Origin of the sequence: Onishia taeanensis (assembly GCF_013349955.1) — a bacterium.
GTDB lineage: Bacteria > Pseudomonadota > Gammaproteobacteria > Pseudomonadales > Halomonadaceae > Onishia > Onishia taeanensis_B.
Genome location: NZ_JABVXC010000006.1, coordinates 142,527 through 167,672, shown reverse-complemented (window position 1 = coordinate 167,672; position 25,146 = coordinate 142,527). Strand labels below are relative to the sequence as shown.

Sequence of the window (25,146 nt, the reverse complement as noted above, 5' to 3'; positions counted from 1 at the left end):
TTATTTTTCGAAGCCCGGCACGGCCAGCTTGCGTTCGAAGGCGTACAGCAGGCTGTTGCCCGCTCGATTGAGGATGAAATACAAAAGCGCCACGACGGCAAACACGGTCAGCACGTTGCCCTGGGTGCTGGTGATGATGTAGTGCGCCTGGCGGGTCAGCTCGACAACCCCGATGACATAGGCCAGGGAGGTCTCCTTGATTTCCGAGGAGAACTCGTTGGTCCAGGGCCCAATCGCATGCCGTGCCGCCTGGGGAAAGATAATATGGCGAATCGCCTTGACCTTGGACATGCCCATGGCCCTGGCCGCCATCATCTGGCCGGCGGGCACGGACTGGAAGGCGCTGCGAAATATCTGTGACTGGTAGGCCGCGGAACGCAGGCCCATGGCCAGTATCGCGGCGGTAAAGGCCGGGATATCGGCGATGCCGGAGAGACCGTAGAAGAAGATGAACAGCATGATGATAATGGGAACGCCACGGAAGACGCGCTCGTACACTACCAGCGGCCATTGCACCAAGCGTGTCTTGGGGCCATAGAGTGTTATCAGGCAGATCGCCATGCCCAGCAGGAAGCCAATCGCCAAGAGGGCGGCCAACAGCACGATGGCGACGCCCAACCCCTTCAGTAGGAAGGGGAAATCGCGAAGCAGTACGTCGTAGATATCCATGCCGATTTCCCTTGCGTGGCGGGCACCCTCCCTTGGCTGGAAGGTGCCCGCCGTCAGATCGGTTTATTCGTTGCCGAGCTCGGGAAGGCCAGCGACCGGTTTCTGGTAGGTGTCGACGAAATCTGGCATGTGGCCCGGGATGGCAGGCACCGTGACGCCAGGGATGTACTCTCCGACAATCTTCCCCCACTCTCCGGAGTCGTAGATGGCCATGATGCCCTGGTTCAGGTCGCCTAGGATGCCCTGAGGATCGTCCTTGGCCACGGCCAGCGCGAGCGGAGCGCGGATGTAGATCTTGCCGGCCATCTTCACGGCCTTGCCGGCGTTGATGTACTCCTGAGCGGACGTATCGTCGACGATAACCGAAGAGATGCGGCCGATCGCCATATCGTCCACTGCCGTGACGTAGTTGTCGTATTTGGCCAATTCAACGTCGATGTCACTGGAGTTCAGCACGTTCTCTTCCATCCACGCCTGCTGGGAGGAGCCACCCTGCACGCCGACCTTGGCGCCACAGCACACGGCGGTAAAGACGTTGAGGTCGGAATCCTCGGGTACCAGCACGACGTCGTTGGTTTCCCACCAAGGGATGGTGAAGTCGATGTTTTGACTACGTTCTTCGGTGACGGTAAGGCCGGTGGCGAGTATATCGATCTTCTCCGCTGCCAGAGCGGGGATCAGCGAGGGGAAGGGCATGTCCTGGAATTCAATCTCGATGCCCGCTTGCTCGGCAATCGCCTCCATCGCGTCGATGGCAATGCCCTTGAATTCTCCGCCTTCCACGTAAGCCCAGGGGGGGAAAGAGGCTTCGACGCCAACGGTGTAAGGGTCTTGTGCGTATGCAGTGGCCGCCAGACTGCTGCCGAGTACCATGGTGCCCACCATGACAGCAGGCAGGATTGATGTTGTTATTCCTTTCATGATCATCTCGCTTGGTGGTGAGTTTTTATTATTCCGCCGAGACAATATGAGCGCCCCGTTTCTAGGCTGTCAAATAAGAATGGGCCGCCCTTTGCGTGACTTTATCGTGAAATTCCCACCTCCCCTATACATAAGTAGATAAAATGACATAGCAAGTAATGCGCTTATTTCTAAGGGTAAGGTGTTGATTCATCTTGGCGAATGAGTTTTTCTATGTGTTTTATAAGATGCAGTTAATGTTGTTTTGCGCTGCTGTTATGCGCGAAGAGTCGGCCTCGAATGTCTCTCGCCTAATTGATACTGAGGTACCAGTCGGCAGCCATGTGAGGCATTATCATGCGTAGCAATACTGTCAGCACTCGTCGCTTTATCGATGTGTCATTATGGGCCGTTAAGGACTTGGCATGCTCCCTGATTACTCCGTTGTCGCCTGGCTATTGATCGTTTTTTCCGTTTATCTGACAGGCGTCTCGAAAGGGGGATTTGCCGGGGGCTTCGGCACGCTCTCGGTACCGCTGATGGCACTCGCCATCAGCCCGACTCATGCGGCAGGCCTGCTGCTACCGCTGCTGCTGGTCATGGATGTCTTTGCGGTGAAGGCCTGGTGGGGAAAGCAGGCAACGGCGGAAGTGTGGCGCTTCGTGCCGGGGCTGTTTGTCGGTGTGGGAGTAGGAGCGCTGCTATTTGGCAGCCTGAGTGAGCAGGGCGTGCGTCTGGTGCTCGGCGTAATCACCCTACTGTTCGCCGCTTATATGCTGTTAAAGCCCGTTGCCAAAAAGCCCATTTCTAGCCGCTGGGCCCTGCCTGCAGCGAGCGTCTGCGGTTTTACCAGCTTTATGGCTCATTCCGGCGCGCCGCCGATCAACGTCTACCTGCTGCCGCGCAAGTATCCTAAAAAGACCTTTATTGCCACTTGCGCCGTGTCGTTCGCGGTGGTCAACGTGATCAAACTAGGTCCCTACATATGGCTTGGCGAGGTGAACGTAACGAGCGCCTGGGCGTCGCTGTTGCTGGTACCTGTCGCCTGGGCCGGCGTACGCAGCGGTCTGTGGCTCCAGAGTCGCGTCAATGAAACGCTGTTCTTTCGGCTGGTCATTGTGGCGATGTTCATCGTCGGCCTTAACTTGCTGTGGCAGGCGCTGACCTAGTCGCCTGCCTGGCGATTAGCCAAACCGCGACTGCGTCGCTAGGCCGGTCTATTTAGCCATCCAGCGCGTGGCGACGCAGATCCTCGATCGTTACCACGTCCAGCGCTCGCTGATCGGTCGACGCCAGAAGGACAGGTGGAGCAAGTCCGACGGCAAGCGCTTCCTGCCAGCGACCGGCGCACAGGCACCAGCGATCGCCGGGCGTGAGGCCCGGAAAGCCGACATCCGGGCGCGGCGTGACCAGGTCGTTGCCCCGGGCGCGGCTGAAGACCAGAAATTGCTCGGTGACCTCGGCGCAGATAGCGTGCACGCCGATGTCCTCGGGGCCCACCCGGCAGAAGCCGTCACGGTAAAAGCCGCTGGCGTTCTCGTGGCAGCAGGGAGCCAGCGGTTCACCCAGTACGTTGCGCGGGCGCTGAGGTGTCGTCGGTGCGGTCATGGCATGTCCTCGGCGGGTAGCTCTCTTAAGTAGCTCTTTTAACAGGTCTCTCAAAAAGGCGCACCCAATGGCTTCGAGCAGGCTTCACCTGGGCGACGGGCTATCCTGTGCAACCTTACGGCATCTTCGCTCGAGACGTCACACCGCCCTTATACCTCCACCCACATTCGCAGCAGGTTGGCGTAGCTCTTGGAGAGCGTCTTGAAGGCATCGGTGTTGCCGCTCTCGTCGAAGAGCTGGCGACGGGTGGTGTCCAGGTCGAACAGCACTTCGCGCTGGCGTGGATCGCGCACCTGACTCTGCGCCCAACCCACCGCGGCGAGCCGCTCCCCGCGGGTGACTTCCTCGACCCGATGCAGGCTCGATGAGGGATAGAGCACCAGCGAGCCCGCCGGCAGCTTGAAGGTCTGCTCGCCGGCGGTGGACTCGATCAGCAGCTCACCGCCGTCATAGCTGGCGGGGTCTCCCAGAAACAGGGTATAGGAGATGTCGGTGCGCAGGGCGCCGCCGGGGCTGCCCATCACGGCATCATCGACGTGATTGCCGTAAGCCATGCCGACATCATAGCGGCTGAACATCAGCGGTTTCATGCGCGCCGGGCGCACCGCCATCTGGAAGAGTGGATGGCGAGTGAGCGCCTTGGTGAGCTCCTCGCGCAGCGCCGCCACCTCGGGGTTGCGGCCATCGGCCTGCTGGTTGCGCTTGACCGTGCGGGCATGCCAGCCGGCCGTCTCGCGACCATCCTTGAAGGGTACCTCGGCCAGGGTGGCGCGGGTCCGTTCAAGCAGCTCGGGCGTTAGGATGTCGGCGATACAGAGGATCACGGTGGGCTCCGGTGAGATGAGAAATCAGGACCAAATGTTAATCGTTTGTATTTCAGGATAATGGCCGGCATCCTACCAGCCTGGGCAAGGCAGGCGCACGTCACTCGTTGCTGCGGGCTGGCTGCCGCTTCTCACACAATACGATAGCGCAACAGCATGGAGATCATCATGTCCAACACGCGGACGAAGTTATGGGTCGGAATCGGAGCTAGTGTCTTTCTGGGCGCCAGCAGCGCCGCTTGGGCGAGCGGCGACGAAGAGGCCGTCGGCAATAGCGACGCCCAGCTGATGGAAAGCGCGGGAGAAGGCGGCGAAGGCCACGGTTCCCATCACGGCGGCGAGTCGGGAGAAGGCGGTGAAGGCCACGGCTCTCATCACGGCGGTGAGTCCGGCGAAGGCGGTGAAGGCCACGGCTCCCACCATGGTGGCGAGTCGGGTGAAGGTGGTGAAGGACATGGCTCCCACCATGGTGGCGAGTCGGGTGAAGGCGGTGAAGGGCATGGCAGCCACCACGGCGGCGAGTCGGGTGAAGGTGGTGAGTCAGGCGCCCATCACGGTGGTGAGAGCGGCGAAGGTGGAGAAGGCGGCGAAGGCGGTGAAGGTGGCGGCAACAGTGCCTTTAGTGTCTTCGATTACCTGAGTGCCGATGCCGGCGGTGAAGGTGGCGAAGGCGGTGAAGGTGGTGAAGGCGGTGAAGGCGGTGAAGGTGGTGAAGGCGGTGAAGGTGGTGAAGGCGGCAGCAGCTATTCCTCCACCAACCCGGGCGTCTACGTCACTACCCTGGCGCTGATGGAAGGCCACCTGCGGGTTGCCAGCGAGCTGTATCGTGACGGTGCCAAGGACAACGCCCTGGCGCACTTTTATCATCCCGTGGCCGAGTACTACACCTCGCTTGAAGCGGGTCTGGATGCCCGTGGCGTCGAGGGCCTCAAGCCGGTCTTGATGAAGGTGGCCGAAGAAGCTTCTGAAGGCGGCGCTTGGTCCGGTCTGGAAGACGACTATGAAGCGGCGCGCCAGGCGATCCACGACGCCCAGGCCGCGATCGACCCGTCTCTCAAGCAGGACGCTACCTTCCAGAGCCGGGTACTGCTGGCGCTGACCAACACCGCCCTGGCCGAGTACATCGAGGCCATCGATGGTGAGCAGTTCGTCAACGGTCCCGAATATCAGGACGGCCACGGCTTCATGCTGGTCGGTCGTGAGATGCTCACGGCTCAGGAAGCGACGCTGAGTGCCGCGAACGGCCCGGCCTACCCGGAAGTGGTCGAGGCCTACGAGGACATGATGACTGCCTGGCCTAGCGCTGCCGTGCCTGAAACCCCAGCGGTCAGCTTCGGCGAGCTGTCAGGCAACGCCTTTGCCCTCGAAGTACTGCTCAAGGACTACTGAGCCGGCACGCGACAACGACGGCAAAGCGAGTCCGGCATAAACTGCCCGGACAAACAGAAAGGCCCGCAACGCTAGACGTTGCGGGCCTTGTGCTGTCTGGGGTCAGGCATTCGAAGGAGGTAGGCCCCTCGCCCTCACCTCCAGGATCGTCGGTCAGGCGACCGTGGAGTTGGTGGCCTCCTGGGCACGGTGTGGTTGAGCAGGCGCTTCGATCCCTAGCCGGCGCAATTCGGCACGCCAGGCAAGCTTGAGACCGTAGTCGCTGTCGTTCCACTTGTCGTACTGGTTCGCTACGTGATCGCACAGCTCGAGGCTTGCCTGGCGCAGCGTCTGCCCGGTGGCCTGAGCCGCCAGTTGGGTCTGGCAGCTACGCTCGAGGTCGCGCATGCGCAGGAAAGCATCGCCCACCGAGTTGCCGCAGGTAAGCAGGCCGTGCTGGCGCATGATCATGGCGCTGTGCGCCCCTAGGTGAGCGACCAGCCGGCGCCGCTCATCCAGGTCCAGGGCAATGCCCTCGTAGTCGTGATAGCCGATGCGCTGGTGGAACTGCATGGCCCACTGGTTGAGCGGCAGCAGGCCCTCCTCCAGGCAGGATACCGCCACTCCGGCCACAGTGTGGGCATGCAGTACGCAGCCAACGTCCGGTCGTGCCGCGTGAATGGCACTGTGGATGGTGAAGCCGGCAGGGTTGATGCCAAGCCCGGTGGGGTCATCCAGCACCTCACCCTCGGCGTCCACCGTCACCAGGCTATCGGCGGTGACTTCCTCGAAGCGCAGCCCGAAGGCATTGAGCAGGAAGCGCTCGCCGGGCAGGCGTGCCGAGATATGGGTCGAGATACCGTCGTCCATGCCATCCCGCGCCATCAGCCGGTAGGCGGCGGCCAGGTCACGGCGGATGGTCTGCTCCTCGGCGGTGCGGGTCGATGCGCTCATTACAGGCTGGCCTCCACGGCGGGTAGGGCGGGCTTGCCGTCGCGCGTCGTCACGCCTTCGAGGAACTCGGCCACCTTCTCGGGATGTGCGACCAGCCAGTCATGGGCCACGGCTTCCAGTTCACGTTCTTTCAGGCTGTATTCGCGGATGAAGTCGCTTTGGTCGTCGGCGGAGAACGCAAACTGATCGAGCAGCCGGCGCATGTTGGGGTTGGCATCGCTGTAGGCCTTGGAAACGATGGTCTTGACGTCGTTGCGGCCGTTATTGGCGCCGTAGACGCTTTCCGGGTCGTCGAGGATGCGGCTGTCGTATTCGGGCACCATCCAGTGCGGCGTCCAGCCATAGAACACGATCCAGCGCTCGTCTCTCGCTGCGGCGTCGACTTCGCTGAGCATGCCGGGCGTCGAGGAGGACATGCCTTCCCAGTCGCCGAGGCCGTAGGTGTTGGCCTCAATGGCGCTGTTCAGCATGTCGGTCACGTTGGAGCCGCTCTCGATGCTGTAGACGGTATAACCGAAACGCTCGGCGACTTCAGGGTCCGCCAGCTGCTCGGCGCTGGTGATACCGGCCTCATAGACATAGCCCGGTACGGCGAAGCCCATGCGTGCGCCGCTGATATTGCTGCCCAGATCGACGATGTTGCCCTTGGCCATGGCGGCGTCGTAGATGGTGGTCTGAGACGGCATCCAGCCGGCCAGGAAGACATCGCTCTCGTTGGTTCCGAGCGTCTGATAAGCCACCGTCGAGCTGAGTTCCTGCTTGTCGGCGGTATACCCCAGCGGCTCGATGAGCTGGGAGAGCATCTCGCTCTTGACGGTGACACCGGGCCAGGGCGGCACGACGATCCGCAGGGTGTCGTCACGGTCGCCGGCGGCGGCCAGGGCCTGTCCGGCCAGGCTAAGCCCTGCTAGCAGGGTCAGGCTGAGGGCGGTCAATCGGAACATTTTCATATCGTTGAGTCCTTTTCGGTTGGCCGGCCGCCGGCTGGCGGTCACGGTGTCATCGGTTTTGCGAAGCCGGCCCTGGCCTCGCAAGACCGGGTTGGAGGTTATGCGCGTCTGGGGATCCACCCGTTAATCCACCAATTAATCCACCAGTTCGGGCAGGCCATCGAAGGGCGTCCGGGCCAGCACGCGCTCGACCATCGGCACGAAGGCATCGAGTGGCAGGGTGTCGTAGTCCTTATCGAAACTGGTCTGATCCCACTCGTCACAGAAGCGCACGGTGCGCTCGAACGCCGGGTGGTCGCGGTAGGCGTCGCGGGCGTGTGGGTCGAGCCCGAAGAAGTGGCGATAGTGATAGCCCTGGAAGAGCTCGTGGTGGCGAATCATCCAGGTGTTCAGCGGGTCGATGAACGGTTCGAGGATGCCGGCCGCGATCTCGGCATGATTGGCCGGCGACAGGTCGTCGCCGATGTCATGCAGCAGGGCACAGACCACCATTTCCTCGTCGGCGCCGGCCCGCAGGGCGCGGGTCGCGGTCTGCAGGCAGTGTTCAAAGCGGTCCACCGGGTAGCCATGGTGGTCGCCACGCAGGCGTTCCAGGTGCACAAGCACCCGGCGGCTGGCATCGGCCTGATAGGCCCTGAAGTGTGAATCGATCAGGGCCCATTCCTCGCGACGGCTCTCATCGAAGCGCCGAAAGCGGGCTTGAGCCATCGTGGCTGAGTGGTCGGCGGTATGGCTCATGCAGTGGCTCCTCGCGATGTGGACAGCTGGTCACGCAGCACCAGGCGACGGCTCGCGGTGCTGTCCTGGTCGACGTAGCCCTGGCGCATGTGACGGACGCCGTTTTCCAGATGGAAAGACGTGCGCCCGTGGAGCAGGCGGTAGTTGTCCATGATCAGCATCTGGCCGGCTTCGAGCTTGATGTTCAGGGTCAGGTCTTCGGACGTGATCAGCCGGTAGAAGGCCTGGCGCGCGGCGTAATAGCGGCGCAGTTCCGCGCCCGGCCTGGCCGAGACGCGCTCGGTACGGTTCGAGAAGCGTACTCGCATCAGGTGGTCCTGGCCGTCGAGCTCGATCAGCGGGCCTTCGCTTTCGAGGCGAGTGGTCTCGTCGTGATAGCAAAACTCCGGCGTCACGCGGGTCAGGCAGGCGAAGGCCTCCGGGTCTTCCTCGCGCAGGCGCTGCGCCGCGCTGAAACCGTCGACCAGGGTGTTATCCCCGCCGCCAGCGGCATTGGCCAGGCAGTGCAGCCAGACAAATCCCGGGATGGGATCGCGATACGGGTTATCGGTATGGGGTTCGAGCCCGCGCTGGGTCATGGTCAGGTCATAGGCATTGGCGACCGATTTGACGTCGGCGACGCCGCCCCAGTTGGTCCGCCGCAGCGGGCCGATACGCGCCATCAGAGTCTGCATGCCTTCCGCTTCGTCAGGCACCCCATCTACCCGCACGAAGCCGAAGCGATGTAGGTTTTCCAGCAGCTCGAGCAAGGCACCGTCATCGTTTACCGCTGCAGAAAAAGCGCTGTGGGGGATATCACTCAAGCGTGAATCCCACAGACGCCGCTCGGCGAATTCGTCGCTGGGCGTAACTTCTTCGTTCAGGGTCGTGAGAGAAAAGCAGCTTTGGTGACCGTCGCTGAAACGAATGTCGAGCCGGTCGCCTTCGGCGGTGGCTGTAAGGATCGCTAGGTCCAGCGGCAAGTCGGCGGCCTCGATCAGGCGCTGGCCTGTCTGTGGGTCGAGCGTGTCGGCATCAGGGGCGCGCTCTCGCAGCCACAGCGCGTCCAACTCGAGATCCTTCCCGTCGTAGTGGAGGTGAAGCTGCTGACCGTCGGCTGACTGGCTGAGGTGACCGCTGATGCTCATGACACTGGGTTCTCCGTTGTGGGCCCACTGGCCCCGTTGCTTGAGAGCGAGAGCCTTACCCTAACGCCGGCTGACGACGGCTATTTGATTTTTTTCGCCTTATTCATGATATAAATGGCCCCATGCCCGATAGCACTTGGCCCTATGTAAGGCCCGATTCGCCCCCGTTGCTGGCACCTGATGATGCTGAGCTCACCCTTAATGTGTGGCTGGTGCCCAAGTTCTCGATGCTGACGCTGTTCTGTCTGCTCGAGCCCCTGCGGGTCGCCAACCGGTTCGGTCGTGACCTCTTCGCCTGGCGGCTGCTGTCCTCTGACGGGCAGGCGGTGGTGGCCAGCAACGGCGTGCGTATCGATGTGGATGGGCGGCTCGATAGCTTGTGCCAGGATGCTCGGCGAGATCACCTGGCCTCGGAGAGTCGTTTGATGGTGGTGGCCTCCTATGAGCCGGAAGCCACCGTCGAGGCCGAGGATCGGGCGGTGCTGAGGCGGCTCGCGGCCCATGGGGCCTGGCTGGGAGGGCTCGACACGGCGCCCTTCATTCTGGCCCGGGCCGGGGTGCTGAATGGCTATCGGGTGGCCATGCACTGGGAGAGTGTGCCGGCCTTTCGTCAGGAGTTTCCCGAGCTTGCGGCAAGCTCGGCGCTCTACGAATGGGAGTATGACCGTCTCACGGGATCGGGGGGCGCGGCCGGCATCGACCTGATGCTGTCATGGGTCGAGCGGCGCTATGGGCCGTCACTGGCCGATGCCGTGGGGCGACAGATCGGCTACCAGCGAGGCGAGGGCATTGCGGCGAGCCGCGAGCGCCGCGGTGATCCGTCGCTGCCGCGCAGCGTGGTGCGCGCCCTGGCGGTAATGGAGGCAAACCTGGCGCAGGCGCTGGACATTCCTGAGATCTGTCGGCTGGCGGGCCAGTCTCAGCGTCAATTGACGCGCCAGTTCGCCGCCCACTTCGGTGAGACCCTCAAACAGTGCTATCTCGGCATGCGCCTGGACCTCGCCCAGCGCATCCTCGCCGATAGCTATTCCAGCGTGACCGAGGCGGCCTATGCGGCTGGCTTTTCGCATCAGGCCCATTTCTCGAGAGCTTACCGGCAGCGCTTCGGTGAGCCGCCCCGTGCCACGGCGCTGCGGGGACACAGGCTTGAACGTCAGGCCGATGGGGAAAGTCAATGATCTCGCGTCCAGCGTGTCCGGAGGCTGAGTAGAGCGATAGGTTAGGCTCATTCAATGACGGCGAGCGCAGAGGCTGAGCAGGTCGTCAGCGAGGTCGTCGGCAAGCTCATGGAGCTCGGCGGCGCTGATCGGCCGCTCGGCGTGGGCACGCAGGCCCATGACCATCGTCTGGTAGCGTCGCGCCAGGCGGGCCGGCTGCTGGGCTGAATGATCGTTCGCCTTGTGCTCGTTCAGTTCGCCGGCTTCGCGGGCGGCCTTAAAGGCTTGGGTGAATCGTGCCTCCATGGCGTCCAGCAGCTCTTGGGCGAGACGGGCGTTGGCGTCCTGTGCTCCGAGTTCCAGCAGCGTCTTCACCAGTAGGCAGGCATGGCAGGGCCGTGGCGTGTCACGAAGCCCGCCGAGGGCGCGCAGGTAGTCGGCCAGACCGCCCAGCGGCGAGGGATTGGCGGCCAGCGTGCGCTCGAGCTCCACCAGTCCCTGGCGGCCATAGCGCGCGAGCACCTCGCCAAACAGCCGCTCCTTGCTGCCGAAACTCGCATAGATGCTGCCTGGGCGCATGTCGAGGGCGCCTTCGAGGTCCTTGAGCGAGGCGGCGTGATAGCCCTTACGCCAGAACAGGGCAAGGGCCTGATCCAGGGAATGCTGGCGGTCGTGGCGAGTCTGGCGTGGCATGAAGCGTCCTTTCGACCGTGAGACGGCCGGATGAATCTTGAGTGAGCGCTCAAATTTTAACTTGAGTGATCACTCAAGGCCAGTTAGCCTGAGGGCACATCTACGGCAGGTAGTGCCATGCCTTGATTTGAGTGATCGCTCAAAAATGAGCTCGGCGCTTATTTGCTCCATCGATTCGTGACCCAAGGCAACGAGGTAATACATGAGTTCCTATACCCTGCATGACAAGACCACGGCCCCCGCGGAAAGCCAGCCGCTGCTCGAGAACTCCTTCAATGCCTTCGGCATGATCCCCAATCTGCACGCGGTGATGGCCGAGGCGCCGGGCCTGCTCGAGGGCTATCAGCAGCTACATCAGCTGTTTATCGACTCGAGCTTCGATGCCGACGAGCTGACCGTGGTCTGGCAGACCATCAACGTCGAGCATGAGTGCCACTATTGCGTACCGGCCCATACCGCCATCGCCAAGTCCATGAAGGTCGACGATGCCATCACCGAGGCCCTGCGCAACGAGACGCCGCTGCCCACCGACAAGCTCGAGGCTCTGCGGGTCTTTACCCTGGCCATGGTGCGCAATCGTGGTGAAGTCGATGCCTCCGCGGTCAATGACTTCCTGGCCGCCGGCTACACCCAGCGCCAGGTGCTGGAAGTGGTGCTGGGCCTCGCCCAGAAGGTGATGAGCAACTACACCAACCACCTGGCCGAGACGCCGGTCGACCAGCCTTTCAAGGCCTTCGAATGGCACAAGGTGAGCTGATCTGCGCCTGGGCGAAAACGTAACGCTCTGGATCAGGAACAAGAAAGGCCCGCTTCTTTAAGCGGGCCTTCTTTTATGGGCCGCCTTTTTCAGGAGTGGGCCTTTTGCGTGGGCGGGCCCTGGTCGGCCGCCCTTCAGCCACGGTCAGCCCGTTGGCTTGGCCCGGCTCAGGAAGCGTAGGCCCCTGCGGCATAGGTCAGCTCGTAGCTGTGGCTGTAGATCTCGAGGATATTGCCGAACGGGTCTTCCATGTAGACCATGCGGAACGGTTTCTCCCCCGGAAAGTACTCGCGTACCGGCATGCGCTGCTTGCCGCCGGCGGCGACGATGCGCTCGGCGAGACCTTCCACGTCCGGGTCCTGGACACAGAAGTGGAAGACCCCAGTCTTCCAGTACTCGAAGTTGTTCTCCGGGTTTTCCTGGCCCTTGAACTCAAAAAGTTCGACCCCGACCCGGTCGCCGGTGGACATGTGGGCGATGCGAAACGAGCCCCAGCCTGGGCCGAAGACGTCTGTGCACATCACGCCGATGGCGGAGTCGTCTTCAACGATAGTGGTGGGCTCCATGATCACGTACCAGCCGAGTACCTCGGTGTAGAACTTAAGGGCGGCCTCGACGTCGGGAACCGAGATACCGATGTGGGAAAAGGTGCGAGGGTAGACTTGGCTCATGGCTGGCGCTCCTGTTGTGTTGAGTGAACGCCTTGCATGCTAGGCCTCTACCGCCATAATCAGAACCACCATGCGATTATGATCACGATAAGAGATGCTTATGCTTCAGCCCCAGTGGTTGCGCACCTTCGAGGCGCTGGTGGAGCTTGGCAACTTCACCCGCGCCGCCGAGCGCCTGGACCTGACCCAGGCCGCGGTCAGCCAGCACATCAAGCACCTGGAGGCCCGGCTCGGGCCGCTGCTGCTGCGCCAGCCGCGCAGTCTGGAACTGACCCCGGCAGGGCATGCCCTGCTCGACTATCAGCGGGAAATGCAGGCCGCCGACCAGCGCCTCCGGCAGCGTCTGGCCGGTGATGATGCCAGTCAGGGCGAGCTATCCCTGATCACCCCGGGCAGTATCGGTCTGGCCATCTATCCCCATCTGTTGGCGCTGCAGCACGAGGCGCCGGGGCTCGCCATTCGCCATCGCTTCGCTCCCACTGCCGAGGTCATCGACGCCGTGTTGGATAATCGCGCGGAACTGGGGCTCGCCACCCAGCGCCCGGAGGACCCGCGTCTGGCGGTGTCGCTGTTTGCCAAGGAGGCGCTGGAGCTGGTGGTGCCGGCGGGCGCCGAGGTCGCAGGCTGGGATGATCTGGTCGGGCTCGGCTTCATCGACCACCCCGATGGCCATGACATGGCCACCCGGCTGTTGAGCCGGCGCTTTCCCGGCAACCCAGGCGTTGGGCGTCTGCCCCGTCACGGCTTCACCAACCAGATCGGCCTGATTCTCGAGCCGGTGGCCCGAGGGCTAGGCTTCAGCGTGCTGCCGCGCTTCGCCCGGGAGGCCTACCCGCATCCCGAAACGATCCGCGTCGTCGAGGGGGCGCCTGGCGTGGTCGATACCCTGTGGCTCCTGCACCGGGCCGAGTGGCCGCTGTCGGCGCGGGCCCAGCGTGCCGTCGAACGGCTCAAGGCCCGGCTAGTCAGCGCGCCATCAGCCTAGCGGCGAGAAGTCGATGCCTTCGACCAGGCCCTCGAGGGCATGGCGGCCAGCAATCGAGTTGCCGTAGCCGTCCAGGCGCGGTGACCATACGCAGATGCTCATGCGCCCGGGCAGAATGGCGATGATGCCGCCGCCCACACCGCTCTTGCCGGGCAGTCCGACCCGCCAGGCGAAGTCGCCAGCGGCATCATAGAGACCGCAAGTCAGCAGCAGGGCATTGAGCTGGCGCGTCTCTACCGGTGAGACCACCCGGCTGCCGTCCAGTGGATTGACACCTCGGTTGGCCAGGAAGGCCACGCTGCGGGCCATTTCCACGCAGTTCATGGCCACCGAGCAGCCATGGAAGTAGGTGTCGAGCACCGTCTCGACATCGGCATGCAGGTTGCCGTAGGCCTTCATCAGATAGGCCAGCGCCGCGTTGCGGGCCTTGTGATCCATCTCCGAGCGGGCGACCCGTTCGTCGAAGCCGACGTCGTCGCTGCCCGAAAGCCGCCGCAGATGCTCGCGCAGGGTGTACTGGGTCGACACGATGCGCGATACCAGCAGATCGGTGACCAACAGCGCACCGGCGTTGATAAAGGGGTTGCGCGGCACGCCCCGTTCGACCTCGAGCTGCACCATCGAGTTGAAGGCCTGGCCTGAGGGCTCGCGGCCGACCCGCGACCAGATCTCCTCTGGGGCCAGGCGCTGCATGGCCAGTACCAGCGCATGTACTTTGACGATCGACTGGATCGAGAAGCGCGTGTGGGCGTCACCTGCGACCTGTACCCGGCCGTCGACATGACAGACGGCGATGCCGAAGTGATCCGGGTCGACCTCGCCGAGGGCAGGAATATAGTCGGCGACCTTGCCCTCGTTGAAGCAGCGGGGGGCGTCCGTGCTGAGGCGGTCGAGCAGTGCCTGTAGAGCATCGTGATCGAGGTCGGCGGTCATGTGGCCAGGGCTCCATTGGTGACTAAAGCAGTGACAAGAAGATGCGTGAAACGCAGCACAAGGCCGCGCAGTCTAGCCGATCCGGCAAGGCTCCGACATTGAGCGGGCGTTCAGTGATGTTTGAAGACCGACCGACGCGTCGTTATACTGCGCGGTTTTTTCCAATCGGCTACCCGATTCCCGCTGGCCCTTGCAGGCCACTTCATCCGCCCCCTCGCCACGTCAGGAGGCTCCGTGAACGAAAGCCCCCTCTCGCTCGCGAACACGTAACACTGCTCTGACATCGTCATCCCCGATCGTCTATCTGTGATCGCCCTTCTGACGTCGTCGGCGTTGAAATGCTCGCGCATCCTGAATGCCATGCTTGCGGCTCCCGCTCGCCGGCCGACGTGATGACATCCCAACTAAAGGCTTCCCATGACCCAACCTGATCATTCCTCTCCATCAGAGACCAGCACCACCGGTTCGCGCCTGGGCGACCCGGTGGTGCTGGTCCTGAGCGTCGGCTTCATCGTCGCTTTCGTTGCCCTGTCGCTGTATGACATCGACATGGTCGCCAACGGCATCAGCGCCGGTTTTGCCTGGACCGCTCGTACCCTGGGCTCCTATTTCCAGCTGCTGCTGCTGCTGACATTCTTCATCGGCATTGGCGTTGCCATGTCGCCGGCCGGTGCCGCCAAGGTAGGCAACCTCCAGACCCCTGAGATCAGCACCTTCAAGTGGCTGTCGATGATCATGTGCACCTTGCTCGCGGGCGGTGGCGTATTCTTCGCCGCCGGTGAGCCGGTCTATCACTTCGTGGTCACGCCGCCGGCCTTCGACACCGAGGCGGGTACCGTCGATGCCGTCGCCGGCGCCCTGGCCCAGTCCTTCATGCACTGGGGCTTTCTGGCCTGGGCGGTGCTCGGCACCTTGACCGCCGTGGTGATGGCGCATGCTCACTACGTGAAAGGCCAGCCGATGCAGCCGCGCACCCTGCTCACGCCGGTACTCGGCGAGCGTCTGATGAGCGGCCCGCTGGGTGGGCTGGTCGACGCCCTGTGCGTGATCGCCGTGGTTGCCGGTACCGTGGGCCCCATCGGCTTCCTGGCCACTCAGGTCAGCTTCGGCCTGCATGAGCTGTTCGGCCTGCCGCAAGGTTATGGCTCTCAGCTGGCCGTGCTGGCCGTGCTTGGCGCGATCTACGTCACCTCCGCGATGACCGGCATCCATCGCGGCATCCAGATGCTCAGCCGCTTCAACGTCTTCCTGGCGCTGGCCATTGCCGCGGTGATCTTCGTCTTTGGTCCGACCCTGTTCCTGACCGATGCCTTCACCCAGGGCTTTGGCACCTACCTGACCTCCTTCTTCTCGATGGCCACCATGACCGCCGAGACGGCACCGGCTTGGTGGATGAAGTGGTGGACGGTGTTCTTCTTCGCCTGGTTCATCGGCTACGGCCCGCTGATGGCGATCTTCGTTGCCCGCATCTCGCGCGGCCGCACCATCCGCCAGATGATTCTCGCCGTGGCGGTGATGGCCCCGGTGGCCACGACCGTGTGGTTCACCCTGCTGGGTGGCTCGGGCATCTTCTACCAGCTCAACGGCGTGATCGACCTGACCGAAGCACTGAACAACTTCCAGTTCGACGTCGCGACCCTGACCGTGGCGCAGGCGCTGCCGGGTGGCTCGCTGATGGCGCTGGCGATCCTGTTGCTGACCACCATCTTCGTCGCCACCACCGGCGACTCGATGAGCTATGCGATCTCCGTGGTGGGGGCCGGCCATGATGCGCCGAACCCGCTGATCCGCGCCTTCTGGGGCATCGCCATGGCGATCATGGCGGCGATCCTGCTGTACATGGGCGCCGGCCAGATCAGCGCGCTGCAGCAGTTCATCGTGATCACCGCCATCCCGGTGTCGCTGGTGCTGCTGCCCTCGCTGTGGACTGGCCCGAAGGCCGCCTACGCGATGGCTCGCGAGCAGGGGCTGATCGACCAGCCGCGCAAGCGCGAGGCCTGAAGGCGGGCGCGTCGCTACTTAGACGCTGCTGTTTACCACGGCGTTTGTCAGCGAAGCGTGAACAAAAGCCGGCCCCACGGGGGCCGGCTTTTTTATGGCCGCCATTCGGGGCCTTGGCCTGTGTAACGGTCACTGGGGGCAGGGACTTAAGAGAGGGGCTCGAGAGGGACTTAAGAGGGAGGGCTGAAGAGAGGCTTCCGGCGCTAGGGTAGCGGCTGGCAGTGAGTCGCAGCGGCGGGTCTTGGTATAGTGGTTAGCCTCTTTAGCCACCGGACGGCGACCATGCCCTTGCTAGACCTGCTCTCTCCCTTGCCTGGCGGGCTCAACCTGAGCCTGGTGGCACTGTCTGTTCTGACCTCGATGATCTCGGCGAGCGCCGGCATCGGCGGCGGCACCCTGCTGATTAGCGCCATGGCGCAGGTGATGCCGGCGGCGGCACTGATTCCGGTTCATGGCATGGTGCAACTGGGCTCCAATGCCGGCCGCGCCAGCATGACGTGGCGGCATATCGACCGCCGGGTAATCGCCGCCTTTCTGCCTGGAGTGCTGCTTGGCGCCTTGCTGGCCGCCTGGCTGCTGGTGCGCCTGCCCTCGGGCGTGCTGGAGCTCACCATCGCCGGCTTCGTGCTGTTCTCTTGCTGGGGACCGGCGCCATCGGCCCGGGCGCTGGGGCGCGTTGGCACCATGCTGGCTGGCGCCCTGACGACCCTGCTGTCGAGTCTGGTGGGCGCCAGTGGCCCACTGGTCGGCTCCTTCATCAAGCATTCTCAGTCCGAGCGAATGGCGCGGGTGGCGACCTTTTCCGCCTGCATGAGCCTTCAGCATCTCACCAAGGCGTTCGTGTTCGGGGTGGCCGGCTTCGTCTTCCACGACTGGCTGGGGCTGATGGCGGCCATGATCGCCGCGGGGCTCGCCGGCACCTGGCTGGGCCTGCGCCTGCTCAAGCGGCTCAGCGATGCGCGCTTCGATGGGCTCTTCAAGTGGGTGCTGACCCTGCTGGCGCTACGCCTGGCTTGGCTCGGTATCGACCGGCTGCTGGGGTGAAGCGTCTTGCGCTCGGGGGGCTGGCTTCGATGTATAGCTTGGATGTCTAGACCGGGACGTCCAGGTGTTAGCTGCCCCGGGCATAGACACAGCGGCCTGCCACATAGGTCTGCTGTGGGGTGAGGGTGGGATCGATCAGGGTCACATCGGCATCGAAACCTACGGCCAGCCGGCCCTTGTGACCGTCGAGCCCCAGCACCCTGGCCACGTTGCCCGAGATCAGCCCCAGCGCCCGATCCAACGTCAGAACCTGCTCCTGTACCAGGCGCTGCCAGTCGGCGATCAGGGTGGCGTTGCCCGCCACTCGCATGCCGATATAGCCGCCCTGGGCGTCGAACTCGGGCAGGCTACCGTTGCAGTCGGAGCTCATGGTGATGCGCTCGACCGGCACGCCACGCTGCAGCAGTCGCGCCACCGCGCCGAAGCCGGTGAGGTCGTCTTCATCGGCATCGTCGAAGGCGGTGACATCCACGCAGGCCTTGAAGGTCAGCGCATAGTCGGCGGCCTCTTCTAAGAGGTCGCGATGGCGATTTACATGGGTGGGAATTACCTGCTCGGCGGGAATTTCGGTCTCGCTGAGCAGCCGGCGCAGTGGCTCGAGCCCTCGCGCGCCGTCGCCGATATGGAAGTGGCAGATGCCGCGCTTGCCGGCCAGCATGGCGCCGACTCTCACCTCGCTGACCAGCCGTTCGAGCTCATCCTGCCGGGGCTGACTCGAGCGGTGATCCGAGATCGCGATTTCACCCAGGCCGATGATCTCGGGTATCCAGGCCAGGTCGCGCTGCAGGTCGCCGGTGAGGGTCGGCGGCGGCACGCGATAGGACCCGGTGTACATGTAGGCGGCGATACCCTCGGCGCGCAGCCCACGCACCTTGGCCAGCAGGTCCGCCGGCGAACGGCTGATGCCGTCGGTGCCGAGCACTCCCACCACGGTGCCGATGCCCCGGGCGGCGATCGCGTGAGCGGTGATTTCTGGGCAGCGCGACCCGCAGCCGCCTTCGCCGCCCCCGCCGGTCACGTGCACATGCTGATCGATGAAGGCGGGTACGGCGATCAGTCCCGGCGCCTCCACGACCTGCACTGGCCAGCCCGCCGGCACGTCCAGGTCACGTCCCAGCGCAGCGATGCGGCCGCCGGCGATCAGGATCTTATTGGCTTCGAGCAGCTCAGGGGCCTGGATGCTGTCCACGCGCAACAGGGTCAACAGCCCCGCTTGCGGGGAAGGGCGGGTCAGCATGGGCGGTTGCCGGTAGGGAGGGTATGGGGTTTCGGGCCATCCGCTGGGCTGACGCTTTGCTCTGAGGGGGCCTTGGAAGGTGGGGGCTGTGAAGGGGCCTTGGAATAGTCCTTTGAAGGCCCCTTGAGACGTTCCTTGAGCCGCTCCAGTGTCCCGTCGATATCGTCGATCAGCAGCACCAACAGGTCGCCTTCGCTGGCTTCCTCGAAGGCTCGGCCGATGGCCTGCTCTTCGTCCATGATGAGTTCGGTATGACATGCCCTCGGCACTGAAGCAGCGCCGTCGCGCATCAGTGCGCCGACCTCACCCTGAGGACGGCCGCGGGCGTCGGTCTCGCAGAGGATGACGACATCGAGCATGGCGGCCAGCCGTGCGCCCAGCTCGAAGAGATCCTCATCGCGGCGATTGCCCGGGGCGCTGGCCACGCCGATGCGTCGCTTGGCGGGTAGTGCGCTGACCAGCTCGGCCAGGGCATCGAGAGCCGGCACGTTGTGGCCGTAGTCGATCAGCACCTTGAGGCCGGCGGCCTCGATCAGGTTGGTACGCCCGGGGTTCTGGCCGGGCGTGGGGTGAAAGGTGGCCAAGCCCTGGCGGATATCGGCAAGCGACACCCCCAGGGCGAAGGCGGCGGCACTGGCGGCCAGGGCGTTGGCGACGTTGAAGCGGGCGTGGCCCGCGAAGGTGATTGGCACGTCGGAGACGGGGATGATCTCGACTTCGACCCGGCCCTGACGCATCACCAGGTTGCCTTGGTGAACGGTGAAGGCCACACCCTGGTTGTGAACATGCTGGCGAATGGCCCGGGAATCCGGGCTCAGGGTAAAGAGAATGCTGTCGCCCCGGGCCCATTCCTGAGCGGCCAGTACCCTTGGATCATCGGCATTGATCACGGCGGTGCCCTCCGGGCGTATGGCATCGATCACCACCGACTTGCAACGCGCCAGTTCGTCGAGAGTATGAAGGTCATGCTCGCCGAGATGGTCGCTTGCGATGTTGAGCAGAACGCCCACGTCGCAGGCATCGAAACCGAGCCCGCGGCGCATGATGCCGCCCCGCGCCACTTCGAGCACCGCACACTCCACCGTGGGCTCGCGCAGCACGGTCGCGGCGGCCAGGGGGCCGCTGTAGTCGCCGCGCATGATGACGTGGCTGTCGATCTCGATGGCGCCGGTGCAGGCCATGCCCACCTTGCGGCCCACCTGGCGCAGCAGATGCGAGAGCAGGCGTACCGTGGTCGTCTTGCCGTTGGTGCCGGTGACCGCGACGATAGGAATGCGCGCATCGCTGCCGCTATCCGGGAACAGCATGTCGATGACCGGCTGGCCGACATCCCGGCCCTGGCCGTGGGTGGGCGACAGGTGCATGCGAAAGCCGGGCCCGGCGTTGACTTCGACCACGGCGGCAGACTGCTCATCCAGCGGGCGGGTCAGGGTCTCGGCGAGCAGGTCGATGCCGATGATGTCGAGCCCGACCAGTCGCGCGATGCGCTCCGCCGCATAGCGCACTTCCGGGTGCACGTCGTCGGTCACGTCGGTGGCGGTACCGCCGGTGCTCAGGTTGGCGGTAGGCTTGAGGAAGACGATGTCGTCTGCGGCAATCACGCTCTCAAGGGTCAGGTGTTGCTGACCGATCATCCGCTGCGACTGCTCGTCGAGCTCGATCTGGGTAAGCAGGTTCTCGTGGCCGACGCCGCGTCTCGGGTCGGCGTTCTCCCGGTCGATCAACTCCTTGAGCGTGGCCTTGCCATCGCCGATCACATGGGCCGGGCGGCGCCGGGCGGCGGCCACCAGCTGGCCGTTGATGACCAGCAGGCGGTGATCCTCGCCGCTGATGCACTGCTCGACGATCACCGAAGAATGGCGGCGAGCGGCGATGTCGAAGGCGTCGCACAGCGCTTGGTCGTCCTCGACGCTGGTGCTCACGCCGCGACCATGGTTGCCGACCAGCGGCTTCACCGCCAGGGGATAACCGATGCGCCGTGACACCTCCAGCGCCTCATCGATGGTGGAGCACACCTCGCCTCTGGGTACCGGGATACCGGCATCGCCGAGCAGCTGCTTGGTCCATTGCTTGTCGTCGGCGATGCTGTAGCCGATCAGGTCCGTCTGGCAGGTCACCGTCGCTTGGATGCGCTGCTGGCGATAGCCATGGCCCAGCTGTATGTAGCTACTGTCGTCGGTGAGGCGCATATAAGGAATGCCACGACGCTCGGCGGCCTCGATGATTGAGGCCGTAGAAGGGCCCAGCATATGCGCATCGCGCACCGCCTTGAGACGGTCGATAATCGCCGGCAGGTCGATCTCCTGGCCATGAAAGAGGCGCCGGACCAGCTCGACGGCCTCCACGCCGGCCGCTAGGCCACTGGCCTCGTCGCGGTAGCGGTAGACGACGTTGTAGATCCCGGCCTCATAACTGTCGATGGTCTTGCCGTAGCCCACCGAGAAACCGATCAGGTTTTGCAGCTCGATCGCCACATGCTCGACCACATGACCGGCCCAGGTGCCCCGGGCCAAGCGCTCCAGGAAGCCGCCGGGGCGGCCGAGCGAGCAACGATGCTCCTGCAGAGTCGGCAGTAGCTCGCTGAGTCGCTCGACGATACCGGGCACGGTATCGCTGGGGCGCTGCTCGAGCTCGCCGATGTCCAGGCGCATGAAGATGGTCAGGTAGCGGCTGTAGTAGTTGGGGCCCCGCAGGGCCCGGTGCTCGAGAATCTTCATATCGCGTTTGCCAGCACGGCGGCGAGCGCCTCGGGAATCAGGTAGCGACGCGCACCGAGATCGAAACCGTGGCCGCTGACCAGGGCATGCAGAATCATGTGCTCGATGGCTACCGGCTCTCCCATCGACAGCTCGGCGATGTTGGAACTCGCGAGATCACGGCTGTCGATGAGGATGACGTGCCCCGAGCCGATCGCCTCGAGGATGCCGTGAGGGTGGATGATCACGCCGGCATCCTCGCCGATGCCCACGCCCAGGTGTTCGGGGTTGCTAGCCGCGACCTCCATCAGGCGCGTGAAACGCCCGCGCTCGAGGAAATGGCTGTCGATGATCAGCCCCTCGACGAGCCCGAGGCCGAAGGTCATGTTGACGGCGCCTTTGCGAAGCGCATCCGCGGCGGCACCGTTGTAGATCATGGTGCCCGGCATCGCCGCGGCGCCGGCACTGGTGCCCGCCACCACCGCACCGGCCGCCAGGCGTTCGCGGATGGCCTGCAGCGTGGGCGAACCGCCCATCACATGGGTCAGGCGCAGCTGGTCGCCGCCGGTGAAGAAGATGACGCCGCTCTGCTCGATCAGCCGCACCGTCTCCGGGTCTGCCGCCTGCTGGCGGTCCTTTATGTCCAGCGAATGAATGCGGCTCGCCCCCAGACGGGTGAAAGCCGCCTCGTAGTCGGGCAGCACCTGGTCGGGGATGCCGCTCGCCGTAGCGATGACCGCAACCTCAGGGTTATCCACCGGCGCCAGGGCAAATACCCGTGTCAGTATTTCAAGATCCGAGGTTCTGTCCTCGGCCCCCCCGATGGCCACCAAGTGGCCGGATACCGAGCCGAGACAATCCGTCATGGTCCCTTCGCCGCCTAGCGACGCATTTGAGAAAACACTGAGGTAGACGGCCCTGAAGCAGAAGGTGCTCAAGGAGTGGCCGTGGTCAAACCCAGCGGCGCCATCACTGGGGCCGGGTATGTTCTCTCAGCATAGTCGCCGTGAGGCGTCACACACCTTTATGATGTCCTTCGACGCTCGGTGATGGGCGCCTTTCGATGACTTGCCACCCGCGATAGCGCTCGCCAGCATGATCGGCTAATGCGTCGGCTCGTCCATTCATCTGCCTTGTCTCCTGGCCAGCCCTTGATTGCCATGCCTCCCGATTCCGCTTTATCTGCTACTCCAGGCAGCGCTCCTCCAAGCTCCGGGCCCGAACGCCTCGGCTTTCTGTTGCTGCCGCGCTTCTCGATGATGGCCTTCTTCGCGGCCGTCGAGCCGCTGCGCATCGCCAATCGCATCAGCGGCCGGCCGCTCTACGACTGGACGCTGATCAGCGAGGACGGCGGCCCGGTGACCGCCTCCAACGGCATGACGCTGCTCGCTGACCAGTCCATCGAGGCCGTCAATCACTTGCCGGCGCTGGCGGTGTGCAGTGGCTTCGACCCCGAGGCGCATCAGAGCCGCGCCATCACCCGCTGGCTGAATCGTCTGGCTCAGGCCGGGTGTGTACTCGGTGGGCTGGATACCGGCTGTTTCGTGCTGGCCGCAGCAGGCTTGCTGAAAGGCGAGCGAGTGACCCTGCACTGGGAAAGTCTGCCGACGTTTCGCGAGCGCTTTCCGTCGATTGCCACCAGCGATGAGCTGTTCGAGCTTGGCCCACGGCGCTTTTCCTGTGCCGGCGGTGCCGCGGCCATGGACATGGCGCTGGAAGTGATTGCTCGCCGCCACGGCCAGGCGTTGGCCATCGACGTCTCCGAGCAGCTGATCCATGAGCGCATGCGCACCCGCCGCGACCAGCAGCGCATGACTCTGGCACGGCGGCTGGGCACCCACCGGCGGCATCTGGTCGATGCCGTGGCGCTGATGGAGCGCCACCTGGAAACGCCGCTGACGCTTGCGACGGTGGCCGAGCGCAGCGGTATTTCCTCCCGCCAGCTACAGCGCCTCTTCGAACAGGAGCTGGGCTCGACGCCACGCCACTGGTACCTGCGGCTGCGCCTCGAACGCGCCCGGCAACTGCTGGCCGAGACCGACATGGATATCCTTTCCGTGGGGCTGGCCTGCGGCTTCACCAGCGCCTCGAGCTTCTCGCGGGCCTTTCGCCAGCACTTCGCCAAGACCCCACGGCAGATGCGAGGGGGGTGAGGGGCGCTATTTCTTAGGTCTTGGCCTTCTATCTGCCACCCGCCACATCAAGCAGGGCGCCAGTCGAGTAGGAAGCCTCATCCGAAAGCAACCATAGGATGGCGTTGGCGACTTCTTCGGCGGTACCACCACGCTGCATGGGCACGGACCCTTTCACTCGATCTACCCGGTCCGGCTCACCGCCGCTGGCATGAATATCGGTATAGATAACGCCTGGGCGCACGGCGTTGACTCTGATCCCCTCGGCGGCGACCTCCTGTGCCAGACCAAGAGTAAAGGTGTCGATGGCCCCTTTTGAGGCGGCATAGTCCACATACTCGTTGGGAGAGCCAAGCCGGGCGGCGGCTGAGGAGACATTGACGATCGCACCGCCCGCACCACCATTCGAGCTAGACATGCGGCGGACCGCTTCACGTGCACAGATAAAGCTGCCGATGACGTTGGTGGATAAAACACGGCTGAGGCGGCCTGCATCCATCTGCGCTACGCGCATGTGCTCCTCCAAGACGCCGGCATTGTTGACCAGTGCCGTGACCGGGCCCAAGGCTTCATCGACCTGTTCGAACAGGCGCACCACCTCGGCTTCAACACTCACGTCGGCTGCAAGCGCCATCGCTTCTCCACCGGCTTGGTAAATTTCATCGACAACGGCGGAAGCGGCGTCCTTGTTACGCAGATAGCTGATGCAAACCGCATAGCCAGATTGCGCCGCCAGGCGCGCCGTGGCGGCGCCAATTCCGCGACTACCGCCGGTAATGATCAGCACCTTTTTCAATGAGCTCTCCTCCATGATCGGCATTTTTTCCCTGTGATACCTGACGCTTCGGGGCTAATGCTGATGGCTCGCGATGACAGCACCATGGGTTGCGGAATGGAGACGAAGTCGCCCTTCAGTTGCCATCGTTTTTCCCGTGATGGTTACCTGGCCATCATGCCATGGCTTTGAAATTCGGCAATGCAGCTACTCTGGCAAGCCATGCTTTTACAGCGGGATAGGCTGCCAGATCGAAGCCGCCTTCGTGAGCCACATGCGTGTAGGCATATAGCGAAATGTCTGCGGTGGTGACGTTGTCTCCCGCTAGAAATGGCGTTTTCTGAAGCTTCTGCTCCATCACTTTTAGCGCCTTGTGCCCGCCAGCTTGCTTGGATTCATACTCCTCTACCTTGTCGTCAGGCAGGCCGAGATATTTGTTGATAAAACGTGCGACGGCGATAAATGGCTCATGGCTGTATTGCTCGAAGAACTGCCATTGCAGCACCTGAGCTTGCGCCCAACGTTCACTCGGGTAGAGGGTCGACCCACTGGCCAAGTAGTTGATGATGGCGTTTGACTCAGCAAGGGTTTTTCCCTGTTCCAACTCAAGCAAGGGGATTTTTCCATTGGGGTTTCTTGCCAAGAATTCATCATTCTTGGTCTCGTTAGCCAGGATATCGACATCGATCCATTCGTGGTCAATATTCAGAAAATCACAAGCTAACTGAACTTTGTAGCAGTTGCCCGATTGTCTATCGCCGTAAATTTTCATGCACTCCCCTTGGCATGTAACCGTTACTAGATGTGCTACCGGCCTTTGCTTGAGCCACCAAGGAAAGATAGTGGCGAATTCCCCCAGACTGCACAACCACGTGGATTGCTGGCGGGTGAGGACGAGGTGTGTGCTGAATGAGCGACAGGATCAGA

At 63.5% G+C, this 25,146-nt stretch carries 24 protein-coding genes; 8 read left to right on the top strand and 16 right to left on the bottom strand.

Annotation, left to right across the window (positions count from 1 at the left end; genetic code table 11):
- Both HUS66_RS09630 and HUS66_RS09625 read right to left on the bottom strand, forming a co-directional pair.
- Positions 1 to 669 carry an amino acid ABC transporter permease gene (locus HUS66_RS09630; protein ID WP_175070685.1) on the bottom strand — a complete coding sequence of 223 codons (669 nt, stop codon included), beginning with the start codon at positions 667 to 669 and terminating at the stop codon, positions 1 to 3.
- Positions 670 to 732: 63 nt separating this feature from the next.
- Positions 733 to 1,590, bottom strand: coding sequence for an ABC transporter substrate-binding protein (locus tag HUS66_RS09625; protein WP_175070684.1), 858 nt, complete (start codon positions 1,588 to 1,590; stop codon positions 733 to 735).
- A 404-nt stretch (positions 1,591 to 1,994) separates the two neighbouring features.
- Between HUS66_RS09625 and HUS66_RS09620 the strand changes: the two genes are divergently transcribed.
- The gene (locus HUS66_RS09620; protein WP_175070683.1) at positions 1,995 to 2,738 is read left to right on the top strand and encodes a sulfite exporter TauE/SafE family protein; all 744 of its coding nucleotides are present in this window, start codon (positions 1,995 to 1,997) and stop codon (positions 2,736 to 2,738) included.
- Positions 2,739 to 2,790: 52 nt separating this feature from the next.
- On the opposite strand, the gene HUS66_RS09615 is transcribed toward HUS66_RS09620, so the two are convergent.
- Together HUS66_RS09615 and HUS66_RS09610 are read right to left on the bottom strand one after the other, a co-directional pair.
- Positions 2,791 to 3,177, bottom strand: a complete 387-nt coding sequence (locus tag HUS66_RS09615; protein WP_175070682.1) for a DUF2237 family protein — start codon at positions 3,175 to 3,177, stop codon at positions 2,791 to 2,793.
- Between the two features lie 149 nt (positions 3,178 to 3,326).
- Positions 3,327 to 4,001 carry a Fe2+-dependent dioxygenase gene (locus tag HUS66_RS09610; RefSeq protein ID WP_092528635.1) on the bottom strand — a complete coding sequence of 225 codons (675 nt, stop codon included), beginning with the start codon at positions 3,999 to 4,001 and terminating at the stop codon, positions 3,327 to 3,329.
- A 168-nt stretch (positions 4,002 to 4,169) separates the two neighbouring features.
- Here HUS66_RS09610 and HUS66_RS17955 point away from each other — a divergent pair, with 168 nt between their 5' ends.
- The gene (locus HUS66_RS17955) at positions 4,170 to 5,390 is read left to right on the top strand and encodes a hypothetical protein (protein WP_175070681.1); all 1,221 of its coding nucleotides are present in this window, start codon (positions 4,170 to 4,172) and stop codon (positions 5,388 to 5,390) included.
- A 153-nt stretch (positions 5,391 to 5,543) separates the two neighbouring features.
- On the opposite strand, the gene HUS66_RS09600 is transcribed toward HUS66_RS17955, so the two are convergent.
- From HUS66_RS09600 to tmpA, 4 genes are all read right to left on the bottom strand, one after another.
- On the bottom strand, positions 5,544 to 6,323 hold the full coding sequence (locus tag HUS66_RS09600) for a class II aldolase/adducin family protein (RefSeq protein WP_175070680.1): 780 nt from the start codon (positions 6,321 to 6,323) through the stop codon (positions 5,544 to 5,546).
- Complete coding sequence (locus HUS66_RS09595) at positions 6,323 to 7,267, bottom strand: ABC transporter substrate-binding protein (protein WP_425340082.1); 945 nt, start codon at positions 7,265 to 7,267, stop codon at positions 6,323 to 6,325. The genes HUS66_RS09600 and HUS66_RS09595 overlap by 1 nt, the downstream gene beginning before the upstream one ends.
- A 141-nt stretch (positions 7,268 to 7,408) precedes the next feature.
- Positions 7,409 to 7,981, bottom strand: a complete 573-nt coding sequence (locus tag HUS66_RS09590) for an HD domain-containing protein (RefSeq protein WP_175070717.1) — start codon at positions 7,979 to 7,981, stop codon at positions 7,409 to 7,411.
- Positions 7,982 to 8,007: 26 nt separating this feature from the next.
- A complete protein-coding gene (gene tmpA, locus HUS66_RS09585) occupies positions 8,008 to 9,138 on the bottom strand; it encodes a 2-trimethylaminoethylphosphonate dioxygenase (RefSeq protein ID WP_175070678.1) in 1,131 nt (376 codons plus the stop codon).
- 122 nt (positions 9,139 to 9,260) lie between these two features.
- Here tmpA and HUS66_RS09580 point away from each other — a divergent pair, with 122 nt between their 5' ends.
- Positions 9,261 to 10,316: a GlxA family transcriptional regulator gene (locus tag HUS66_RS09580; RefSeq protein WP_175070677.1), complete on the top strand. Its 1,056-nt coding sequence runs from the start codon at positions 9,261 to 9,263 to the stop codon at positions 10,314 to 10,316.
- A gap of 51 nt (positions 10,317 to 10,367) precedes the next feature.
- Here the strand turns inward: HUS66_RS09580 and HUS66_RS09575 are convergent, their stop codons facing one another.
- Positions 10,368 to 10,988 carry a TetR/AcrR family transcriptional regulator gene (locus HUS66_RS09575; protein ID WP_175070676.1) on the bottom strand — a complete coding sequence of 207 codons (621 nt, stop codon included), beginning with the start codon at positions 10,986 to 10,988 and terminating at the stop codon, positions 10,368 to 10,370.
- A 202-nt stretch (positions 10,989 to 11,190) separates the two neighbouring features.
- On the opposite strand from HUS66_RS09575, the gene HUS66_RS09570 reads away from it, so the two are divergent.
- Positions 11,191 to 11,745, top strand: a complete 555-nt coding sequence (locus HUS66_RS09570; protein WP_175070675.1) for a carboxymuconolactone decarboxylase family protein — start codon at positions 11,191 to 11,193, stop codon at positions 11,743 to 11,745.
- Positions 11,746 to 11,912: 167 nt separating this feature from the next.
- Here the strand turns inward: HUS66_RS09570 and HUS66_RS09565 are convergent, their stop codons facing one another.
- A complete protein-coding gene (locus HUS66_RS09565; RefSeq protein ID WP_175070674.1) occupies positions 11,913 to 12,416 on the bottom strand; it encodes a lactoylglutathione lyase family protein in 504 nt (167 codons plus the stop codon).
- A gap of 100 nt (positions 12,417 to 12,516) precedes the next feature.
- Between HUS66_RS09565 and HUS66_RS09560 the strand changes: the two genes are divergently transcribed.
- Complete coding sequence (locus HUS66_RS09560) at positions 12,517 to 13,401, top strand: LysR family transcriptional regulator (RefSeq protein ID WP_175070673.1); 885 nt, start codon at positions 12,517 to 12,519, stop codon at positions 13,399 to 13,401.
- On the opposite strand, the gene glsB is transcribed toward HUS66_RS09560, so the two are convergent.
- Positions 13,393 to 14,334, bottom strand: a complete 942-nt coding sequence (gene glsB, locus HUS66_RS09555) for a glutaminase B (RefSeq protein WP_175070672.1) — start codon at positions 14,332 to 14,334, stop codon at positions 13,393 to 13,395. The two genes, HUS66_RS09560 and glsB, sit on opposite strands and share 9 nt — an antisense overlap.
- A 417-nt stretch (positions 14,335 to 14,751) precedes the next feature.
- Between glsB and HUS66_RS09550 the strand changes: the two genes are divergently transcribed.
- The gene (locus tag HUS66_RS09550; RefSeq protein WP_175070671.1) at positions 14,752 to 16,335 is read left to right on the top strand and encodes a BCCT family transporter; all 1,584 of its coding nucleotides are present in this window, start codon (positions 14,752 to 14,754) and stop codon (positions 16,333 to 16,335) included.
- A gap of 282 nt (positions 16,336 to 16,617) precedes the next feature.
- Positions 16,618 to 17,379: a sulfite exporter TauE/SafE family protein gene (locus HUS66_RS09545; RefSeq protein ID WP_175070670.1), complete on the top strand. Its 762-nt coding sequence runs from the start codon at positions 16,618 to 16,620 to the stop codon at positions 17,377 to 17,379.
- 67 nt (positions 17,380 to 17,446) lie between these two features.
- Here HUS66_RS09545 and iadA read toward each other — a convergent pair whose 3' ends face one another.
- Genes iadA through HUS66_RS09530 form a run of 3 tightly spaced genes read right to left on the bottom strand, consistent with a single transcriptional unit; the run spans position 17,447 to position 22,178 of the window.
- A complete protein-coding gene (gene iadA, locus HUS66_RS09540) occupies positions 17,447 to 18,616 on the bottom strand; it encodes a beta-aspartyl-peptidase (RefSeq protein WP_175070669.1) in 1,170 nt (389 codons plus the stop codon).
- Entirely contained in the window at positions 18,610 to 21,333 is a 2,724-nt protein-coding gene (gene cphA, locus HUS66_RS09535) for a cyanophycin synthetase (protein WP_175070668.1), read from the bottom strand. Before cphA ends, iadA begins: the two co-directional genes overlap by 7 nt.
- Positions 21,330 to 22,178 carry a cyanophycinase gene (locus tag HUS66_RS09530; RefSeq protein WP_175070667.1) on the bottom strand — a complete coding sequence of 283 codons (849 nt, stop codon included), beginning with the start codon at positions 22,176 to 22,178 and terminating at the stop codon, positions 21,330 to 21,332. Before HUS66_RS09530 ends, cphA begins: the two co-directional genes overlap by 4 nt.
- A gap of 294 nt (positions 22,179 to 22,472) precedes the next feature.
- Between HUS66_RS09530 and HUS66_RS09525 the strand changes: the two genes are divergently transcribed.
- Positions 22,473 to 23,465 carry a GlxA family transcriptional regulator gene (locus HUS66_RS09525; protein ID WP_175070666.1) on the top strand — a complete coding sequence of 331 codons (993 nt, stop codon included), beginning with the start codon at positions 22,473 to 22,475 and terminating at the stop codon, positions 23,463 to 23,465.
- Positions 23,466 to 23,493: 28 nt separating this feature from the next.
- Here the strand turns inward: HUS66_RS09525 and HUS66_RS09520 are convergent, their stop codons facing one another.
- A complete protein-coding gene (locus HUS66_RS09520) occupies positions 23,494 to 24,264 on the bottom strand; it encodes an SDR family oxidoreductase (protein WP_425340080.1) in 771 nt (256 codons plus the stop codon).
- Positions 24,265 to 24,394: 130 nt separating this feature from the next.
- Entirely contained in the window at positions 24,395 to 24,991 is a 597-nt protein-coding gene (locus HUS66_RS09515) for a glutathione S-transferase family protein (RefSeq protein ID WP_175070665.1), read from the bottom strand.
- Positions 24,992 to 25,146 lie beyond the last annotated feature (155 nt).

Excerpts from the sequence above, each read along its gene's own strand:
- HUS66_RS09630 (WP_175070685.1), bottom strand. The coding sequence starts at position 669 with ATGGATATCTACGACGTACTGCTTCGCGATTTCCCCTTCCTACTGAAG.
- HUS66_RS09625 (WP_175070684.1), bottom strand. The coding sequence starts at position 1,590 with ATGAAAGGAATAACAACATCAATCCTGCCTGCTGTCATGGTGGGCACC.
- HUS66_RS09620 (WP_175070683.1), top strand. The coding sequence starts at position 1,995 with ATGCTCCCTGATTACTCCGTTGTCGCCTGGCTATTGATCGTTTTTTCC.
- HUS66_RS09615 (WP_175070682.1), bottom strand. The coding sequence starts at position 3,177 with ATGACCGCACCGACGACACCTCAGCGCCCGCGCAACGTACTGGGTGAA.
- HUS66_RS17955 (WP_175070681.1), top strand. The coding sequence starts at position 4,170 with ATGTCCAACACGCGGACGAAGTTATGGGTCGGAATCGGAGCTAGTGTC.
- HUS66_RS09600 (WP_175070680.1), bottom strand. The coding sequence starts at position 6,323 with ATGAGCGCATCGACCCGCACCGCCGAGGAGCAGACCATCCGCCGTGAC.
- HUS66_RS09595 (WP_425340082.1), bottom strand. The coding sequence starts at position 7,267 with ATGTTCCGATTGACCGCCCTCAGCCTGACCCTGCTAGCAGGGCTTAGC.
- HUS66_RS09590 (WP_175070717.1), bottom strand. The coding sequence starts at position 7,981 with ATGGCTCAAGCCCGCTTTCGGCGCTTCGATGAGAGCCGTCGCGAGGAA.
- tmpA (WP_175070678.1), bottom strand. The coding sequence starts at position 9,138 with ATGAGCATCAGCGGTCACCTCAGCCAGTCAGCCGACGGTCAGCAGCTT.
- HUS66_RS09580 (WP_175070677.1), top strand. The coding sequence starts at position 9,261 with ATGCCCGATAGCACTTGGCCCTATGTAAGGCCCGATTCGCCCCCGTTG.
- HUS66_RS09575 (WP_175070676.1), bottom strand. The coding sequence starts at position 10,988 with ATGCCACGCCAGACTCGCCACGACCGCCAGCATTCCCTGGATCAGGCC.
- HUS66_RS09570 (WP_175070675.1), top strand. The coding sequence starts at position 11,191 with ATGAGTTCCTATACCCTGCATGACAAGACCACGGCCCCCGCGGAAAGC.
- HUS66_RS09565 (WP_175070674.1), bottom strand. The coding sequence starts at position 12,416 with ATGAGCCAAGTCTACCCTCGCACCTTTTCCCACATCGGTATCTCGGTT.
- HUS66_RS09560 (WP_175070673.1), top strand. The coding sequence starts at position 12,517 with ATGCTTCAGCCCCAGTGGTTGCGCACCTTCGAGGCGCTGGTGGAGCTT.
- glsB (WP_175070672.1), bottom strand. The coding sequence starts at position 14,334 with ATGACCGCCGACCTCGATCACGATGCTCTACAGGCACTGCTCGACCGC.
- HUS66_RS09550 (WP_175070671.1), top strand. The coding sequence starts at position 14,752 with ATGACCCAACCTGATCATTCCTCTCCATCAGAGACCAGCACCACCGGT.
- HUS66_RS09545 (WP_175070670.1), top strand. The coding sequence starts at position 16,618 with ATGCCCTTGCTAGACCTGCTCTCTCCCTTGCCTGGCGGGCTCAACCTG.
- iadA (WP_175070669.1), bottom strand. The coding sequence starts at position 18,616 with ATGCTGACCCGCCCTTCCCCGCAAGCGGGGCTGTTGACCCTGTTGCGC.
- cphA (WP_175070668.1), bottom strand. The coding sequence starts at position 21,333 with ATGAAGATTCTCGAGCACCGGGCCCTGCGGGGCCCCAACTACTACAGC.
- HUS66_RS09530 (WP_175070667.1), bottom strand. The coding sequence starts at position 22,178 with ATGACGGATTGTCTCGGCTCGGTATCCGGCCACTTGGTGGCCATCGGG.
- HUS66_RS09525 (WP_175070666.1), top strand. The coding sequence starts at position 22,473 with ATGCCTCCCGATTCCGCTTTATCTGCTACTCCAGGCAGCGCTCCTCCA.
- HUS66_RS09520 (WP_425340080.1), bottom strand. The coding sequence starts at position 24,264 with ATGCCGATCATGGAGGAGAGCTCATTGAAAAAGGTGCTGATCATTACC.
- HUS66_RS09515 (WP_175070665.1), bottom strand. The coding sequence starts at position 24,991 with ATGAAAATTTACGGCGATAGACAATCGGGCAACTGCTACAAAGTTCAG.